Genomic DNA, 16,554 nt, shown 5'->3' on the forward strand with positions numbered 1-16,554 from the left:
ATTAATTCCTCATTAATAAAATAACGTGGAACTATAGATAGAGTAATCCCCTAGTGGGATATCTATAGCCCACTTTAGGGTCAGGTTTATGACTTAAAAAAGTCACTGGGGACATAGAATAAATCTATGGGAGAATTGCTATTAGCTCTCCAACTAAGGGAGAAAAGTATCACTTTAAAAAAGTGAAAAAATTTCCCGGGTAAATCACCTATAGTAAACCCCAAGAACGGGAGACTTTTGTAAATTAAGCGCAGCTTTTTTAGTGTTTAACTTTTCCGTAAGCTAAGAAGCGTTCAAAAACTCATTTTTTAGCTGTTGCAGTTTTTCTGCCTGAGCTGCCGAATCTGGCTCTTCATTTCGCTGTTGTACGGCCAACTCAATTCGATCTGGAACCGCCTCTCTCAAAAATGACAACTGCTCTTTGAAGAAACACAGTCGCAAGTACTTCTCAGCTCTCGTTATCCCCACATACAACAAGCGACGCTCTTCCTCCCAATGCTTTTCGCCTAAACCATCTTTATCTGGTTGCGGAATTCTTTCATCTTGACAGCTCAATATCGCGACTTTCGGAAACTCTAGTCCTTTAGAGCCATGCAACGTAGCGATCACTACCTCATCTGTACCAATCTTTTCAGCCTTTTTAGCGTTTATTTTGGTTATCCGGTCATGAAACTGATCTGCGGCCTTAGCCAAACTGCCAAGTGACGCAGCTGTTTTGGTTAGGATATCAGCCATCGCTCCAAGAGCCGCAGGAGAGTTCATATTTCGTTGCGCCATCACCATTGAAATGATCTTTCGTTGATACTCGGCGTTGACCGTTTTGCTTGGCTCTTTTGGGACACCTTCATGCATGAACATTTCAAAAATTGATTGGGTGTGGATTAGCAATGATTGGCTTTGGGTTAAGGTGGTTACCGTCCCAATAAAGTCGATTCCATTTGATTTAGCACTTTTCGCCATATCAATCATCACCTCATCTTCATGCATGTAAGCCAAGAAATCTTGTAGATACCGACTGTTACGGTGTGTCAGCATCCACATCAACTTGATATAACAAATCACATCGGCTGACTCAAAGAAGCTCTTACCGCCGAGGCGCTTAACTTTAACTTTATGTTTGGACAACTCCAGCTCAACTGTATCGATTTCTTTATTGGTTCTAGCCAGTACCGCCCACCCGCCTTGATCGGCAAGGATACCTTCAACAACACTTTCAACTTGATGGTCTTCATCCTTAAAGCCATGACAATCGACAACACCGCCCTCCTCTACGTGTGACCTTAATTCTTTTGGAATGCGTTCTACATTGTGTTGAATCAGGTTGTTGGCCACATTCAGTATTGCTGGTGGACATCGATAACAAATTTTTAAGCTGTAGGCTTTCGCGTTCAGATCAGCTTGCATGTTACGGAAGTTATCGACCCCTCTTGCATTTCGAAAGGCATAGATTGATTGGTCATCGTCTCCAACAACCATGATGCAACAACCTCGTTTAGCGTGCTCGTAAAGAAACATATATTGGAGATCGTCGGAATCCTGAAACTCATCAGCACATATGTGAGTAACGCCTAAAGTTTCTGACAGTGGTCGAATTGTTCCATCTCGCAGACCATGGATAACGTCGCGAGATATCTGATTTAGGTCGACTTTGCCCTCTTTTCGCATGATGCTTTCATAAGCTGCAAAAAGTTTCAGTTTGATAGATGAGAATTCTGAGCGAGGTATAGTTAAATACTGTCCGATCGTACTTATCGTTTTCTCTGCTTCCTCATAACTCATCGCCACATGACAAGCACGCATCGCTCGCTCAATATAGATGTTTAAGTGTCCACCCATAACAATCGTTTTATATGAGTTCGTCTGACGCCAAAGCTGCACAGCCATAGAATGAAAAGTACTTGGAAATACACGAAGAGTCTGACTTCTTGGCATTGTCGACTTAAGCCTACGTTTTAAGTTGGTTGCCGCTGCATCTGTGAACGTCAGCATGGCAATTGCGTGTTGCTCACAATCGGTAAGCACCCGTTCAGCATAACGCACTGACACTTCAGTTTTACCTGAACCGGGCAATGCAACAACCATGATATGGCCTTCCGCATTAACGCAAAGATGTTGATCTTGATTTAACATATACGTGACTCGTACTGCTTCATGGATTTGAATATGTACATCAGAGTAGGAGATTATTTAGCTACAAAGTTCAATTAACGAAGGAAATTCACTTTGTTACATCGTTTCGACATCCGTCACTAATTTTGAAAATAATCCGAAGCTTCCCCCCATTTCCCCCCGTTTTCATTGGCTGGTTTTGTGTATTTTTCGGCTCATGATGTATAAATGTAAGTAGATTTAATAAATACTCATACAGTTTCACTTGGCTAAGGAAGACAGAATTATGGACCTATTCAAAACAGCATCAGTCATTACCGCCGCTTTACTCTTGAATGCATGTGCGTCCAATAGTGCAAAATACGAAGTACCGGAATTAGGCACATCAAGTATCGCGCTCCAAGTTACCCGTTCAGCAGGAAGTGGAACGATCATCGAAGACCAAACCTTACCTAAAGGTGCAATTTCGGATGTGGGAATCGGTGGCTATGTGGGGTCTACGTTATTAGGGCTACCATTGGGCTCTATGGCAACGGGTTTCGGATTGGCCATCCTAGCGGATCAAAAGTACGGTTGGGATCGAAGAAACCTAGTTATGTACTTGGATGCTGATACTTATAGTGGCTTAGACGAGTATGAAATGTGTAAGGTGATTATGTCTAAAATGGATGAGGTAATGGTTCCTTCATTCGACACACTTCAATCCTTTACCAAAAAACCATTGTCGCCAGATTCGAAGTTTTACGATGAAAGATACAATGGTGGTGAAAGCCTTTGTGTTGAAGGGTATCCACTTGATTCAAACGTGGACTCCCACGCAGCGATATATTTCAGAGGAGTGGACACTGCCTTCTTAGGGACGAGAGTCGGTGTACGGTCTATTTCGGAACCTTTCAGTACAGACGTGTTCGATGCTGACCTTAAAAAGCAGATCCCAGATACAAATGTCATCGCGGTCAGATTTACTTATTACAGTAGCCTGATAGCACACATGCAATACAGCGACGCTGAAACAACAGGCTTTGTAAATGCCAATGGCTTATCCACCAGCCCTTCTATTAAGCTCCCGACCGCTACTTTTATGAGTTTACCGATGAAGGAATATATCGCTGATTCTCAGTACATTCCTAACATCAATGCAGTACGTAACAATGACACGGTGTACTATTTCGTTAAGCCGGTTGATGGACAGCAATTCAGTCAAAGTTTGTCAGAATATCACTCGACGGTCACTGAGATTCTTGAGAGAGCTAAAGACAAAAACTCGCATACGAAAGTTTCTACGCAGTAAGGAGGCCCAATATGGAACAGTTCATGACAGTGGTTTTCAAGTTTCAAGAGGGGGCGTCCCTACCCAAAAAGTTGACACAAGCGTTCTGCGCGGATTCGAAGTATGAAGATGTCGAAATAACCGCTATCTCGTGCGACGACGAGATCAGTCGTGTTGAGCAATTAGAGTCAGACGGCTAAATACTCTATCGGAATTAAAAGGGCTTACATTGTAAGCCCTTTTTGATGTACTGAAGTAAGTTACGTGTCTGAGATATAAACCATATATTTCTCCAAGCGGCACTCATAGAATTTAAGGTCATCGACCCACAGAGAAATTAGCTGTTCTTTGCCTTTAAATGGTGCGACTGACCGCAGCTTATCCAGTAAACCTGATTGCTCATTCTTTGGCGCACGTAAGGTAACGTTGATTCCAACTCCCCTAGCGTTTGCCTCCACGATAACCTTTCCCCTCGTACAATGAGCTTGTAATATCGCTAACCCAGCTTGTAGTTCAGTCAGTTGATTCATTCCATTTATCCTTGTTAAATAACTCTAATCGTCCAAAATCGATAATGGTGAGTCACACACTGGTGGTCTAGGGTATACCGAGCAATCCAAGTTACCAGGTGTTGCTGCATCATGTGTCTCTTTCAAGTTTGCGTCGGCGTCAGTTGACTCGAAACGTGCTTGGTTAAGGTCGACAGGGTTCATTGCATCATCATTATTTGGCATCCAAGCTTGGCTCGACAGGGTATCGATATTTAAATCGTCATGTTCTACTGCAAGTCCAGAAGCCATAATCAGATTTTCCCATTCGGTTAAATCTATGGTGTCCCAATCCAACTCGCTGACTTGTTCAAGCGTCATGCCTGAACATTGTCCATTTCTCGGATCGAGGCTGATATTCAGTTGAGGCGCCGCTTGTTCCATGATGATACGCCCCAATGGACTCGGGTAGCAGCAATAGTGCTTACGCTTTATGAGACAGCCAAATGGAGTGTCTTTGTAGCAACTGGTTGAGGCATATATGCATTGTTGTTGGTCGAGCTTCATACCCATGCCCATTTCAAGGTCGTCACATTCCGAAATCATCATTGCACCCAACTTAATCAGTTGATAGGCAGCATAAACGGCCATAATAGTTGCAAATGCGCCAGAGACAGCTGGGTTGAGTGACACTGTAGTAGTAGCAGTCGAACCGGTTCCCTCCGTCACAGTATCAAAGATCGCATCTCGGATTGCATCAGGCAGCAGGTCTGCGACCTTTTTCATCAATTCACCTTTAATTTCATCGAGCAAACTCTCTGTTGCGGCCTCAGCTGCGGCCTCCCCGACTTCACCCGTGATGTTACGTACAGCAAAATCCCAACCAGCGCTCACAGCATCGGTCACATAAGTTACGGTATTGGTAACAGGAGTTGGGTAACTAGATGCCCAGGAACCGAATCCGGCACCAGAGCTTGCCAATCCAGCCAGTGATTGTTCCATCGCATAGTGATGATAGACGCCTTTGATGTAATCGAAGATATTGGTTTGTCCTGCGGATAGCGTGCAGCAGTTAAAACCAAGCCCTGTCTGCTCGATACCGCAATATGACACTTCACCATTGAAGACTTTACAGGTGGAGACATCATCTGGGTTTTCACATTCCATATTCGATTTAATGTCTTCCAGCATCTTGAACGTCGCCATTGCTTCCGCAAAGTCATCATTCATTTCAAGCTCTGAATAACGGCAATCTCCACCCACACACTGCATTTCACCCGTGCAAATGTCTTCCTCCATCGTGTACGAATAGTTTCCGTTTGTATAAGTGTTACATTCGTAGACTGACTCTTGGACGTATGCTCGCCCCGTTATAGGGTCAACAAAAGCTGGATTTTGTTCAATTAACGCACAGTCGGCATTATTTCTGTAAGGCTCACAGCGATCCGGAATATTAGCGTTAAACTCAGTGAAAGAAGTGCAAACCCTCTCATTGCTTTCTGGCCAGTATGGTTGACCACAAATCTGTTGGTCCGGTAAAGGATTACATTCGTAGTTGACAGCATTGGCCTTTAAACACGCTTTACCATCGCTCGTTTGCCCCGGACGAGGCACGTTAATAGGCAAACCAATTAAGAACTGATCATAATCATCGATATGCGCGGCTTCGGATTCCACACATTCCCATCCTCCGTAGCTACACATCATGCCTTGTTGTCCACCACTCTGATTCAGTGGATTACTACAGTCTGGGTTGATGTAGATCTGATCGCCTTCGCTACCAAACACATCACACGTCGAAGGGTCTTGAATCCAACCGAGTTCTGCAGCACAACCAACTGGAGATTGCTCAATGAATTCTTTAGGGTCAATTGGGTCCACAGTACGGACGAGAATGGTGGCTTTACCTTCACCTCCACCGCCGACACCCAAACGCATTTTGAATTTAACGATTCCGCGATTAGTAGCACGAGCAGCTTCAAATTGGCTTGTTATGTTGGTATTTGTAGTAAACACTCGGCTGGAGCTGAATTCACAGTTAGTGTGTTGGTATGGAAAGCCAGTCTCATCTACATATGGATGCACCCAATTGCCGTTTTCATCGTAATCAGGGTATGAAGTACAATCGCCATCACGACAACTGCCATTGTTAAACCAATACGATTTAGTGGGTACATATTGATAAACGATTTCTTCATTGAGAGTAAACTGAATGACATCATCCACCCACACTCGCTCGAACGTCACCGAACTGATACGAACATCTTCTTCTAGCTCAAATTCAACAAAGTTAATTTTGTGGTAACAACCCATCCCATGGTCATTAGTACCGTTGTTAGTAGGGTCACCTACCGTCAATCTAAAGGTATGAGAGTCGATAATTTCTACATCGCCACTACCAGAACGCTTTTTCAAAGGGTAGGTTGTGTGTCGTTTTAATTCACACTTCATTAGATTGGAACGGTCGGGTTCCATGCATTCATTTTTGACTTTCCCGACATACTCTCTGTTTACTGAGTACGTATTTGTTTCTGTCGTGCAAGCGCTATAAAAATCTGAATTGGCATCATCTAGGTTATTGGCCAACTCTTTAAAAATGTTGTCGGCATCGACCATGATAGAGTCATCGGACTCTAGTTTTTGGTAATTGTCGTTATAATTCAGCTTTAATGTGTTGTAAGCCTTAGCGTCATAGTCCGACTCACTACCAACGGTGTTATTCGAAAACCTATCTGAAACACCTTGTCCTGACTCTCTCAGTTTATTTTCATTTTGATAAGCTTGGTATGCGTCAAATTGCCCTTCTGATCCAACACGCTCAACATCCAATCCAAACAATTCTGAGTTGCCTAGCGAGTTACCACCTACAGTAGCATTACCACCGCTGTAAGTAGGTGTTTGAAAGTTTCCGTATATCTCATCAAGTGACATATTCTGTGCGTAGGTGACCGTTGAGGTAGATGCATACAGCACACCGATAAAAGAAACATGAAAGATCTGAACCAGAAACGCGAACAAGCTAAAGTGAGTCAGTATTCGATTAAACATAACGCCCTGCCTTTTTCTCAAAACAAGATCAGGTTAATCCCGTAACACTTAAAAAATTTCAAATAGCGAGGGCATTTTGAGTTTTTGTTAAACGAATACAAAAAACCGCCCGTTAGGGTGGCTCTCTAAAGTTACCTTAAGCAGCAATCATTCCAAGAATACAAAAGATAAACGAACGCTTCCCGACCAGGGACCAATCGGCCATTACCCCACTTAAGAACGCTGTCACCGAGTTTATGACAACAACCTGTTGATAGTGGAATTGAAGATCCTCCCCCACCTTTAGGTTGCGAGCTCGCCTCTCTTACTGGGTAAAGCATGGAAGAACGATATTGTGTTTTTGGCAACATTGGCGCGTAGTTCGGTTCACAACTGTCTTGAATCATATGATTACCCATTGTCAGCTGTGCTTGCCCACGTCGGTGTAGAGTGGCCATCAAACGCGTGGTTAACAACGAAGTGCCACGTACCGGATCGTCACTGTACTGATTATTGCCAGTCATTGGGTAAAGGTTCCCTGAACACCCAGCACAAAAATAGTTTTCAACTACCTCTCCACCAGCCAGTATTTGAGCGCAATCGGCTGTACAGATAGAGGTCGCTATTGGGTTCGAAAAGATAACGGTTTCCGGAAACATCACGAACGCCAACAAATCATCTTGATACAACGGGTCGGCTTCGGAAAAGTACGCCAAATCCAATGTTGTCGCCCCATCATAGGTACAATCCGCGTTGGCAAACATTTCAATCATTTGCATTACTGGGTAAACCCAATATTTATAGTGAAAGAAAGAAGTTTCTGTATCGTCAATCGCTGTTTCTGTTCGGCCTTGTCCAGCACGGGTATTATCGTCTGCCAAACGAACACCGAATGAAGGCATGCAGTATGGCGTTGGTGAAAAAGATACGATCCTTGATGGTTGGAAGAATCCGAGCGGTATACCCCATTCAGGGACACCTAGCTCATCAGCACACATGCAAAAAGGCTTGCTCGAAGCGGCTCCTTTAGGCGCGTCCCCACCAATACCGGCTAGTCGAATTGGAAGTAAACAGCTCCAACACATACCGTCGATGACCGTACTCAAGATGTTGGCATCGGGACATAAGTCGCCTGCCTTGTCGTTATCCGCAGCCACAGAATATAAGCTCGCCATGCTTATCATTGTGGACATCAAACCAATCAAAAAGAACCTAATCATATGTTCCTCCCTTTAGTTCTTGTTCACTTGCTCTATCACAACACCAGCAGCGTCAATACCTTGTTCTTTAATGTTGTTCACGGAATTCGAGAAGTTTGGGTTATCTTTCATTAGCTGATCTGCAGCATCAATGCTTGATTCAGTAATGTCCCTCACTGAGTTGGCTAGATTAGGTTGTGTATCAGCCAACCACACACCGAGAGCGACGCCGAAACCAATAAGTACGAGACTCTTAATCATGTTGTGTTTTCCTTAACTAGTTTGTTTTGGATTGATTGAGCGGCGTAGGTTGGCCACCGTCAGCCACTTGTAGGTTGACCTGAGTGACTGTTTGCGCCGAATACTCATTTATCTGGAACATACCCTCATCGGTACTAATTAACCGAGTCGGGGTCACTTCCAAATCAAATCGGTCGATGACTTCTTTAGTCAGGATGGTCACGTCATAGGTGAACTTCTTATTTAACTCAGATATATGGTCAAACCCCCTATCCTTATCGATACGTGTAGATATGAGTTTCACTTTCCCGCGAGATTCATTGAGAGACATGTACTTTACAAACTCCACTTCCTGTTCGTCGGTCGCATCAAAGACAAACATGGTTAAATGTGCAGGTACTATGTCGTGGTTTTTAAGCGGCTTGAGGGGATTTATTAACTCTCCTTTCTTGGCCAGAATAAGACCATTGACCGCTTTCACATCACCAGTGGCTATCACTGTTGGGTCAAAGTCGAACTCACGGTCTTTCACGGCTGGTGGAAGAGTATGAAAACTGCGGTTATGCCAATGGCGTGCTATTGCTTGTTTTTGTTCCGTTTCCCAATCCACGGCCCTCATTCTATTTTTTGACTCTTCAATGAAGCTTTTTTCTGCGATAGGAAATATGGACCCCATTTCACCAAGGAATACCTCGGAGCCGTCATAATCAGGGTTTGCTGCCGCGCTTTCCGTCTCGTTCTGTAAGTAGCTTGCGCTGATTAGACCTTTCACTTTCCCGACGAGTTTTGTGTTATCGGATAATTTGCGCTCATAAACCATCGTTGGAACTTGTTCAATGTTGAAACGCTCGAATGCCATTGGATCAATGTAAACAGCGGCTTTATTGATTCGTTTCAGTTTGTCTGGGTTCTCGGCATGCGTGCGTATGTCATCTTGAGCATTAGCCAGTTTGACCTTTAATTGCCACAAACCTTTAATCATATCTGGTACGCCCACGTCGCCAGGTCGTAAGCCGTTAAACACAACACGGCCTCCCCACTCTGCAGCGAGCTCTAGCACCTCTTTCATTTGGTGATCAGGCATTGAACTCGACACGAATATCCAAAAAACCGTGTTCGCTTCTTCATCGTCGTATTTGTTGTCTACTTTTTGACTTGGAGACGAAGGGTTCGGCTGCTCAATGCTTATCGAATCGAGATTATCAATTGTCAATGTGGAGGGATCGAATGCTAAGGGTTTTGGTTGTCCTTCATTGACAATGGAATTGGCTTGATACTGAGTTTGGTTATCATCGATAACATCTTGAAGGGCTCTGAAATTGATATCTGGCGTATCGTCCTTCCGATATTCGATAAGAGAGCCCGATTGGTCAGAAATGGTACTGTTCAACGACTTGGCGTGATCGGCCATTTCTTTCAATTCTTTCATCATTTTAGGGTTCAGGTTACTTGCATCTAAAACTGCTTGAGTACCTTGAACTTCATGGGCGTTGGATATGATGTCGTTACTGCGTTGTACATTATCCAGATCTTCTTGAGTGAGTTGTCCGTTAGCCAACGCGTAAGTCGCAATGAATAAAGTTAGTAACAAGACGTTGTGTGCCTTAGAGAAATGCATAGCCAACTCCGATAATTTGAGAGTGTTCAACTAAACCCCAGTATCTTGAATCAAAAGAGGTAGGTAGCGTGCCAAGAGCGAAATATTGCCCTTCAGGGACAACGAAAGTCTTATTGAGGGTATCGAAGTCGATTTGGGCATAATTAATCATTCGACGAGCATCAGCCGCATAACGAATGACTTCCCCATCTTTGGTGGTCACGGTGACTCCATCCAAGTCAAAGGTCACGGTATCTCCAGCAACACCAGCTGCTATTTTCAAGAAATTGGTGCCATGTGCGAAATAAGGTTGAGCGTTAAGCGACAGGAAGGACATGAGTTGCCCACGCTTGGGGAAATGATTCTTAGAGTCGATGACTGCGGCCTTGATAGGTAAACAACCCAATGCTGTTGGGACCAATGAAATCTGATACCGACCACTAAGTAGCAATACGGCCAACACTAATCCAACGAGCGTGCCGAATATTTTGATATATGTGTACTGTGTAATGTTCATACGCTTCCGTTACCGAGACATTGATAAACTGGATATACGTAATCTTCACACTTTATTTAGTCATAAAATCCAAATAGGCAGCCAAATATCGATGACTAATTGATCTATTTGCTGTGCGTTTAAAATTTATGGGAATGATAACTACAACACATATAGAAATGCTAATATATGAAATTGGATCCACCAAGACACGATGGTATGAAAAACACAGACCCTTTAACGTTGATTGACTCAGCCTCAACCCATCTGGCTCTGGTCAACTTAAAAGACGCATTAAACAAAGCACTGTTTCAATCTGAGTTAGCTTTACAGTCATCTTTAGAAGCTAATCAAACGCTGATCGATCCTTACCCTGTCATCCCGCTTCGCATTCTGACTGAAGGCATACGAGCTGCTAACTATCATCATACCGGATACACAGCAGATATGTTTTTAAGCCCTTATGCTGATGAGTCTCCCACCGTTTACTACCGCTTATGCGTCCATACAAAACAATTGGTATCGGATATCGAAAAATACATAGAACAAAGTTCACCAATAGCTAAATAGTCAGCTGTAAGTTGTATAACCCTGTTAAATATCATACGGGGACTACTTTATGAACACTCCAACATTTTCGCCTAGCAATCGACCAATTCAGAAACCGCAAAACAACAATGCGCCATCAAGTGCGAATCTACATTCGGTCCCTGTAAATCAACAAAGATCGGCGCACCCCGAGCAACCTCAAAACAACCAAGCGTTTTCACCAGCTACACCACCAGCGAATAACCCGCAAAATGCAGGACTAAAGCCGAACCCATTTAAAGCAAATAACCAAGAACCTGATCCTAATTCAATGCGCCAAATACGAGCTCATAGTTATAAGGTTCATGGCGGTAAAGCTGCTTTGGAAGTGAAGCCTGACGAAAAATTGAAGTCTAGCCAACAGGGTATTGTTGATGAAAATGGCGAACAAAATATTTTCTATACCATTCGTTTAGAAGCCGCCATTAGTAATAATTCAGGTGACCGCTCTTTCAATTGGAAAGATAAGGTCGCGATTCAACTCACAGACATCGAACTGCCATTGTTAATCGGGGTATGTTTCGGCTTTTACGAAAAGATTTATTTCGGTAATCATGGTGTGGGAGGTGAGAAATCATCGAAATTCTTTGGCGTAGAGCACCAAGGTTCAAAAGTCTTTTTTCAAGTAGGTCAGAAAGACAAACCGATCAGAGCCGTACCAGTCAACCTGCCACAAAGCATGCATATTGGATTAATGGCCCTAGAGATTTACTGCAAAAATTTTCCGGGAATAGATTCCAATACTGTTCTGAACTCAATTTCCAATATGTGTGGAATGTACATTTCACAAAACAGAAAGGAGATAAGGGATAAAGCATAATATCGACTGTCTAAACGCACAAAAGCTCCGATTCAGGATCTTCTGCGGAAGTAGTAATAACAATCAGTCACTTACCTTCACGAGTCTGAATGGGTGATCTTAAACGTTTTATCAAACACGCTGATCATCACCACGTTATCATGTTGATACACGTACATCGCGTTCCCAGGTAGTTCTTTCTTCCCCTTATATTCAAGCAACCTTGTGTACTTGTATGACCCTTTAGTTGTCAAATCAAATAGCACAACGCCTATTCGTTCACCTGAACTTGTCTTTGTTTTAGCAAAACCGAGAACGTAGGGTTTGTTATCAATGGAAATGGCCGTGTCGATATACAGTTCATCAAATTGATTTGTCACCCCATGTGGAAACGTTTGAGTTTTCCATTCGCGCCTTCCTTCATACCCTTCTTTGTAAATGGGAGCTTCGATGTAGTGAAATGAGTTAGGTTGTCCAGATGACGCAATGACTGTCACCTTTTCTCCACTCGTTACTACGGTTGCGTTGTCTTTATGCTCGGCTAAGAAGGCATAGTCATACCCACTTAACCTTGAGTAGTCCATCGCGGCGTGCCTGATGACATACAAGGACTCCTTCCCATGATTGAGGCTCATCAATACGTATCGACTGGATATACGCTTAGGGTCGGTCAAATGAACCTCACCATCGATGATAAGCGCTTCGTATGACTTGCGATTGAATTCATTCAATGACAGTGGTGTTGCTGCCTTGAAATATTCACTCTCATTTTCATGTCCATGCACGGCGTCATAATTAGTTTTCATTGGTGGACAATACGCAGCATTTTCCGGCTCGCTCGAACAACCTGCAATGATGAAGACACTCGCAATTAGACCATAGAGGGGGTAACGGGATTTATTCATTGTATCGTCCTTTTTGATAATACTCAGAGCATTGTATTTAGGAGGTCTTCGTCTTTTCTCAAATAGAGAGGCGATTTTTAATTATTAATTAAGTTTCTTTTGCTAAACAACCAATCTTTCTGGTGTATACTGTTTTTGAACGAAATGAATGACATTAGTTTATTCTTAGTTCCTCCATACAAATCCGACTGGAAGGGGTTCCAGAAGGTCAATCTTCGGATTGAAGTCTCGCAGGAGAGGTCTTGCGAGCACAAGTCTCTTGGAAGGGGTTTCAAGAGCGAGAATGGGCTCACTATGAGCCCTTTTCTTTTTCCAAAGCACCAACGTCAATCAAACACCCCGATTTCTTCCTTTATTTGAATTTCTCTTAAGCCGCTCTTGATAGCATCAATCTAATTCACTTTGATTTAAATAGGTCAATTATGAAATTGCGATTATGTTTTCTATCATTATGTCTCACCACATCTGGGTTCGCACATTCAGCAATTGAGGGGTTTGAGTTCACAGATACACTCGGTATATCGAAGCTTGTAAAAACGAATACTGCCGAATCCACGTTGATTAATAACGTCGGCCAATTAGGGGTTCATGTAAGCGCAGGGTTAGATCGCCGCATCCGAGTGAGTATTCTTCAGAATGGCGTAGCTGTTACCACCACCACGGGCAACGTGATCACCGTTAATGATGCTTACTCTCCATTTAGCAGTGAATATTTCGGCTCATTACTTAGCGTGTCTATTCCGTCGGAAGGTAGCTATACCGTTCAGGCTGAAACATTGTCGCTGGATGGAGTGGTAGTTAATTCTGAATCGACGAACATCATTAGGGATGTCACGCCACCAGCCTCCGATAATATGTCAGTAAAATACATGTATGGGGGTCACGTAAACTCTATGCTCCCTGCCGGTAGTTGGTATCTATCCGCTCAAATGGGGTCCTACACCTCAACCATTGTTGAAGTCAAAAACGTCAATGATGTTTCGGGTATTGATAGTATAGAGATGGAAACCTTCACCTTTGACGCCGAAGACAATCGTATCCCATATAAATCGAAAAGCCTTGCCTACACTGAGTCAAAGTTATCCGCTGAAATAAACCTTTCAGTGAACTCTAGTCTGTTCCCACTTGGTAATGCGATTGATCGATTCCAAACCCGAACAAAGATTTCGGACAAGGCCGGTAATGTCGCCTATACCGCCTATCAAGATGTGTATTGGGACTCTTTACGGACGGACACACTAGAAGCTGTTGGTGTATTGGTTCCTGGAAGTAGCAATGTGATCGGTGGATTAGCCGCATTCGAGCCCTATGTACGCGACATGGAGGTAGATACTAACCCCGTAACGGTCTTATACCGTGTTGCAGATTGGAACTTTCGCGATAATTCTGGGAACTTCAACAATGCGGGGGGGATCTGGGCCTCTGGAGCAAACGCCGTATACACCGACCGAGGTGACGGGTTTATATATTTTGTCGATACCTCACCAGCTGGGGCTATTGGTATCTCATGGCGAAACCAAGCGCATTACCGAAATGTTGTCGGGCCAAGCCTATATAGAGTGACACTCTCTGACAGCGCACCCAAAACCCCTGCCCCTAGATATGGCCAATATTATTATTCAGATACACAAGACTGGGGTTCTTGGAGTCGCCGTGTCTACAATCATGAATTGCCGGTACAAATAGAGCGAATTCGATTGTTTGTGAATGCCCGAACTTACCCTCAGACTGCATATCATGCTGGCCATTCGTGTACGGTGCCAACGGGCCAAGATGTTTGTGAAATTACATTGAGTTCACCATGGAAAATGACAGCTGGTGGTTCGGCTTATTACCACAGTAGCTTCACCGTTCGCAGTACAGACCAGACTTTATCAAGTAACCCTACATACCCTGTTGGGTCGTACAATGATAAATATTACCCATCGATAGAGAAGACTGCCTTTAACGAAGACACGAAGATATTGTCTGTGCAAGTCGAGTTACCATGCCATACGTGTTATCAAAACCGAATCTACATGGACAGATATGAACTGCAAGATGCCAATGGCAACAAACTCAATGTCGGGCGATTTAACTCAACGGTCAATAGCACAACGTTTGAAGGTCAATACGATTTAACGGAGTTACCAGAAGGTACTCATGAGGTGTATGTGTATGCCCGAGAGCGGCACGGTCCAGATGCGCGTAAACATGCCGTTACTTACGTGAGTGACAAGACCGCTCCATCAATCATCATGGGTTATGATGGAGGTGCCTTACCAGAACAAGTGACCGACTTGAGAAAGGTGACGTTCAACGTTTCTGACGTCTCAAACATCAATGACATTAGAGTCTCTTTACAAGGGTCACGTTATGACATTGATTATCAACTGGGTTACTCCCTTCTTGACGAGTCAGCTAACAGCCAAACCTATCAACTTGAGTTGCCTAAGCTGTTCCCTACGCTTGATGAAAATGAAATCTACTCGTTGTCCGTCAGTGCTTCCGACGAATTTAATAATTCAAACTCTAAAATCACGAGTTTCAGTTACAAACCTGAGAACCTAATAGTCATGAACACCATAGATTATTTGGCTTCGCAGTCGAACACACCCTTGTACTTATCAGATGGCACACCAATGGCGATCATCTTGACTGAACGAGCACTCACGCTCGAAAACAGTATGTTGGCCACGGGTGACCAGCAGGGCGAAATCACTAACAATGCCTCCTCGGACTTCCCTATTCGAATTCAAACTAAAAATGGTTGGATTGAAGTCGCTCCGGGAAAAACGAAGGAAATCGTTATCGACTTAGGTAATGGTGACCCCCTGTATGTTGAAGTCTATCCGGTTTCAGATAACAACAATGGACAAGCCGATTTTTTGTTTAATTTGCCGCAACTCAGTTCAGCGTATATCGATTGAGGTATTGGTGTATCCAGAGCGGTACGTTCGTAATAAAAAAGGAGCTTTACGCTCCTTTGATTATTTAACTAATAGCAAATGTACATGAAACGAGCGAATAATCGTCTTTTGCGCCTTTTCGTTCAATACGTCGTAGTAAGCTGTTAGATAATTTAGTGACATTTTTCATGGTGTTCGGGGAAAATCTAGGGTTTTGCTCCCAATACGCATGTGCGCCATCACTCATCAGATAAATAGTTAAATCCTGTAGGTCATCAACATAATCAGAAACTTTAAAGCTGAAAAACTCGGGCTTCATTGGTACAACTTGAGATATAGCTGTTGTGATTAGGTTTTTCCCTGACGCGTTTTTCAATTGGGCCTTTGTATATACCTTTTGATCAATCAGCATTTGATGCTGAGTATGATCTTTAGTTAGTTGGACCAACTTGTTTCCTTGCTTTACGTAAGCTCGACAATCGCCAATATGACCAATTATGATTTCATTTGAATTAACGTATGCATAGGTGAGTGTGGTTGAAGCCACTTCATATTCAGGGTCATAGTTAGACAGCTCTTTAACTTTACTTAAGACACCTTCAAATAAATCCGGTGAAAGTAAACGAGCCTTGGACAGATGAGATTTTTCTAAATACTCGACAGCAGCCATTGAAGCTAAATCAGAGCCTTTATAAGAACCAACACCATCAGCCACTGCAAAAAGAAAACCATCATCACATCTGGTGGGGGTAAGAATCGAATCTTGGTTTACTCTTTTATCAGATTTAGCATGAGTGAAACTACTACTGTCGGTGAACAACAAAGATTGAAACTTTTCTGTTACGCAGAGCTGATTGCTACGTGACGCTATAGCAAAGATTTGACAATAAAGATCAAAACTCAATTTCACTCAATAGGCCAACTTAAAGCAAGAAGTAACAATAAAGT

The 16,554-nt window shown here is 43.3% G+C and carries 14 protein-coding genes; 5 read left to right on the forward strand and 9 right to left on the reverse strand.

Features of this window, described 5'->3' with window-relative positions:
* Positions 1 to 282: 282 nt before the first annotated feature.
* The gene (locus OH460_RS24455) at positions 283 to 2,130 is read right to left on the reverse strand and encodes an ATP-dependent helicase (RefSeq protein WP_269999841.1); all 1,848 of its coding nucleotides are present in this window, start codon (positions 2,128 to 2,130) and stop codon (positions 283 to 285) included.
* A gap of 265 nt (positions 2,131 to 2,395) precedes the next feature.
* On the opposite strand from OH460_RS24455, the gene OH460_RS24460 reads away from it, so the two are divergent.
* Positions 2,396 to 3,400: a hypothetical protein gene (locus tag OH460_RS24460; RefSeq protein WP_269999842.1), complete on the forward strand. Its 1,005-nt coding sequence runs from the start codon at positions 2,396 to 2,398 to the stop codon at positions 3,398 to 3,400.
* 11 nt (positions 3,401 to 3,411) lie between these two features.
* Positions 3,412 to 3,579: a hypothetical protein gene (locus OH460_RS24465; protein ID WP_154723762.1), complete on the forward strand. Its 168-nt coding sequence runs from the start codon at positions 3,412 to 3,414 to the stop codon at positions 3,577 to 3,579.
* Positions 3,580 to 3,639: 60 nt separating this feature from the next.
* On the opposite strand, the gene OH460_RS24470 is transcribed toward OH460_RS24465, so the two are convergent.
* The 6 genes from OH460_RS24470 to OH460_RS24495 all read right to left on the reverse strand — a co-directional run bounded on the left by OH460_RS24470 (position 3,640) and on the right by OH460_RS24495 (position 10,447).
* A complete protein-coding gene (locus OH460_RS24470; protein WP_086714931.1) occupies positions 3,640 to 3,909 on the reverse strand; it encodes a hypothetical protein in 270 nt (89 codons plus the stop codon).
* A 24-nt stretch (positions 3,910 to 3,933) separates the two neighbouring features.
* A complete protein-coding gene (gene traN, locus OH460_RS24475) occupies positions 3,934 to 6,915 on the reverse strand; it encodes a conjugal transfer protein TraN (RefSeq protein WP_269999843.1) in 2,982 nt (993 codons plus the stop codon).
* Positions 6,916 to 7,046: 131 nt separating this feature from the next.
* Positions 7,047 to 8,114, reverse strand: coding sequence for a TraU family protein (locus tag OH460_RS24480; protein ID WP_081230309.1), 1,068 nt, complete (start codon positions 8,112 to 8,114; stop codon positions 7,047 to 7,049).
* Between the two features lie 12 nt (positions 8,115 to 8,126).
* A complete protein-coding gene (locus OH460_RS24485) occupies positions 8,127 to 8,354 on the reverse strand; it encodes a hypothetical protein (RefSeq protein ID WP_269999845.1) in 228 nt (75 codons plus the stop codon).
* 16 nt (positions 8,355 to 8,370) lie between these two features.
* Positions 8,371 to 9,951, reverse strand: coding sequence for a TrbC family F-type conjugative pilus assembly protein (locus OH460_RS24490; RefSeq protein ID WP_269999846.1), 1,581 nt, complete (start codon positions 9,949 to 9,951; stop codon positions 8,371 to 8,373).
* Positions 9,938 to 10,447 carry a S26 family signal peptidase gene (locus OH460_RS24495; RefSeq protein WP_086714935.1) on the reverse strand — a complete coding sequence of 170 codons (510 nt, stop codon included), beginning with the start codon at positions 10,445 to 10,447 and terminating at the stop codon, positions 9,938 to 9,940. Before OH460_RS24495 ends, OH460_RS24490 begins: the two co-directional genes overlap by 14 nt.
* 198 nt (positions 10,448 to 10,645) lie before the next feature.
* Here OH460_RS24495 and OH460_RS24500 point away from each other — a divergent pair, with 198 nt between their 5' ends.
* Positions 10,646 to 10,996 carry a hypothetical protein gene (locus OH460_RS24500; protein ID WP_269999847.1) on the forward strand — a complete coding sequence of 117 codons (351 nt, stop codon included), beginning with the start codon at positions 10,646 to 10,648 and terminating at the stop codon, positions 10,994 to 10,996.
* Positions 10,997 to 11,045: 49 nt separating this feature from the next.
* The gene (locus OH460_RS24505) at positions 11,046 to 11,834 is read left to right on the forward strand and encodes a hypothetical protein (protein WP_269999848.1); all 789 of its coding nucleotides are present in this window, start codon (positions 11,046 to 11,048) and stop codon (positions 11,832 to 11,834) included.
* Positions 11,835 to 11,911: 77 nt separating this feature from the next.
* Here the strand turns inward: OH460_RS24505 and OH460_RS24510 are convergent, their stop codons facing one another.
* The gene (locus OH460_RS24510) at positions 11,912 to 12,718 is read right to left on the reverse strand and encodes a hypothetical protein (protein WP_269999849.1); all 807 of its coding nucleotides are present in this window, start codon (positions 12,716 to 12,718) and stop codon (positions 11,912 to 11,914) included.
* Positions 12,719 to 13,140: 422 nt separating this feature from the next.
* Between OH460_RS24510 and OH460_RS24515 the strand changes: the two genes are divergently transcribed.
* Positions 13,141 to 15,627, forward strand: coding sequence for an Ig-like domain-containing protein (locus OH460_RS24515; RefSeq protein WP_269999850.1), 2,487 nt, complete (start codon positions 13,141 to 13,143; stop codon positions 15,625 to 15,627).
* A 64-nt stretch (positions 15,628 to 15,691) separates the two neighbouring features.
* Here the strand turns inward: OH460_RS24515 and OH460_RS24520 are convergent, their stop codons facing one another.
* Entirely contained in the window at positions 15,692 to 16,510 is an 819-nt protein-coding gene (locus OH460_RS24520) for a PP2C family protein-serine/threonine phosphatase (protein ID WP_269999851.1), read from the reverse strand.
* Positions 16,511 to 16,554 lie beyond the last annotated feature (44 nt).

This window comes from Vibrio sp. Makdt (genome assembly GCF_027587015.1).
Classification (GTDB): Bacteria; Pseudomonadota; Gammaproteobacteria; order Enterobacterales; family Vibrionaceae; genus Vibrio; species Vibrio chagasii_B.

Bases quoted from the DNA above. Each gene is read 5' to 3' on its own strand.
- OH460_RS24455 (WP_269999841.1), bottom strand. From the start codon at position 2,130: ATGTTAAATCAAGATCAACATCTTTGCGTTAATGCGGAAGGCCATATC.
- OH460_RS24460 (WP_269999842.1), top strand. From the start codon at position 2,396: ATGGACCTATTCAAAACAGCATCAGTCATTACCGCCGCTTTACTCTTG.
- OH460_RS24465 (WP_154723762.1), top strand. From the start codon at position 3,412: ATGGAACAGTTCATGACAGTGGTTTTCAAGTTTCAAGAGGGGGCGTCC.
- OH460_RS24470 (WP_086714931.1), bottom strand. From the start codon at position 3,909: ATGAATCAACTGACTGAACTACAAGCTGGGTTAGCGATATTACAAGCT.
- traN (WP_269999843.1), bottom strand. From the start codon at position 6,915: ATGTTTAATCGAATACTGACTCACTTTAGCTTGTTCGCGTTTCTGGTT.
- OH460_RS24480 (WP_081230309.1), bottom strand. From the start codon at position 8,114: ATGATTAGGTTCTTTTTGATTGGTTTGATGTCCACAATGATAAGCATG.
- OH460_RS24485 (WP_269999845.1), bottom strand. From the start codon at position 8,354: ATGATTAAGAGTCTCGTACTTATTGGTTTCGGCGTCGCTCTCGGTGTG.
- OH460_RS24490 (WP_269999846.1), bottom strand. From the start codon at position 9,951: ATGCATTTCTCTAAGGCACACAACGTCTTGTTACTAACTTTATTCATT.
- OH460_RS24495 (WP_086714935.1), bottom strand. From the start codon at position 10,447: ATGAACATTACACAGTACACATATATCAAAATATTCGGCACGCTCGTT.
- OH460_RS24500 (WP_269999847.1), top strand. From the start codon at position 10,646: ATGAAAAACACAGACCCTTTAACGTTGATTGACTCAGCCTCAACCCAT.
- OH460_RS24505 (WP_269999848.1), top strand. From the start codon at position 11,046: ATGAACACTCCAACATTTTCGCCTAGCAATCGACCAATTCAGAAACCG.
- OH460_RS24510 (WP_269999849.1), bottom strand. From the start codon at position 12,718: ATGAATAAATCCCGTTACCCCCTCTATGGTCTAATTGCGAGTGTCTTC.
- OH460_RS24515 (WP_269999850.1), top strand. From the start codon at position 13,141: ATGAAATTGCGATTATGTTTTCTATCATTATGTCTCACCACATCTGGG.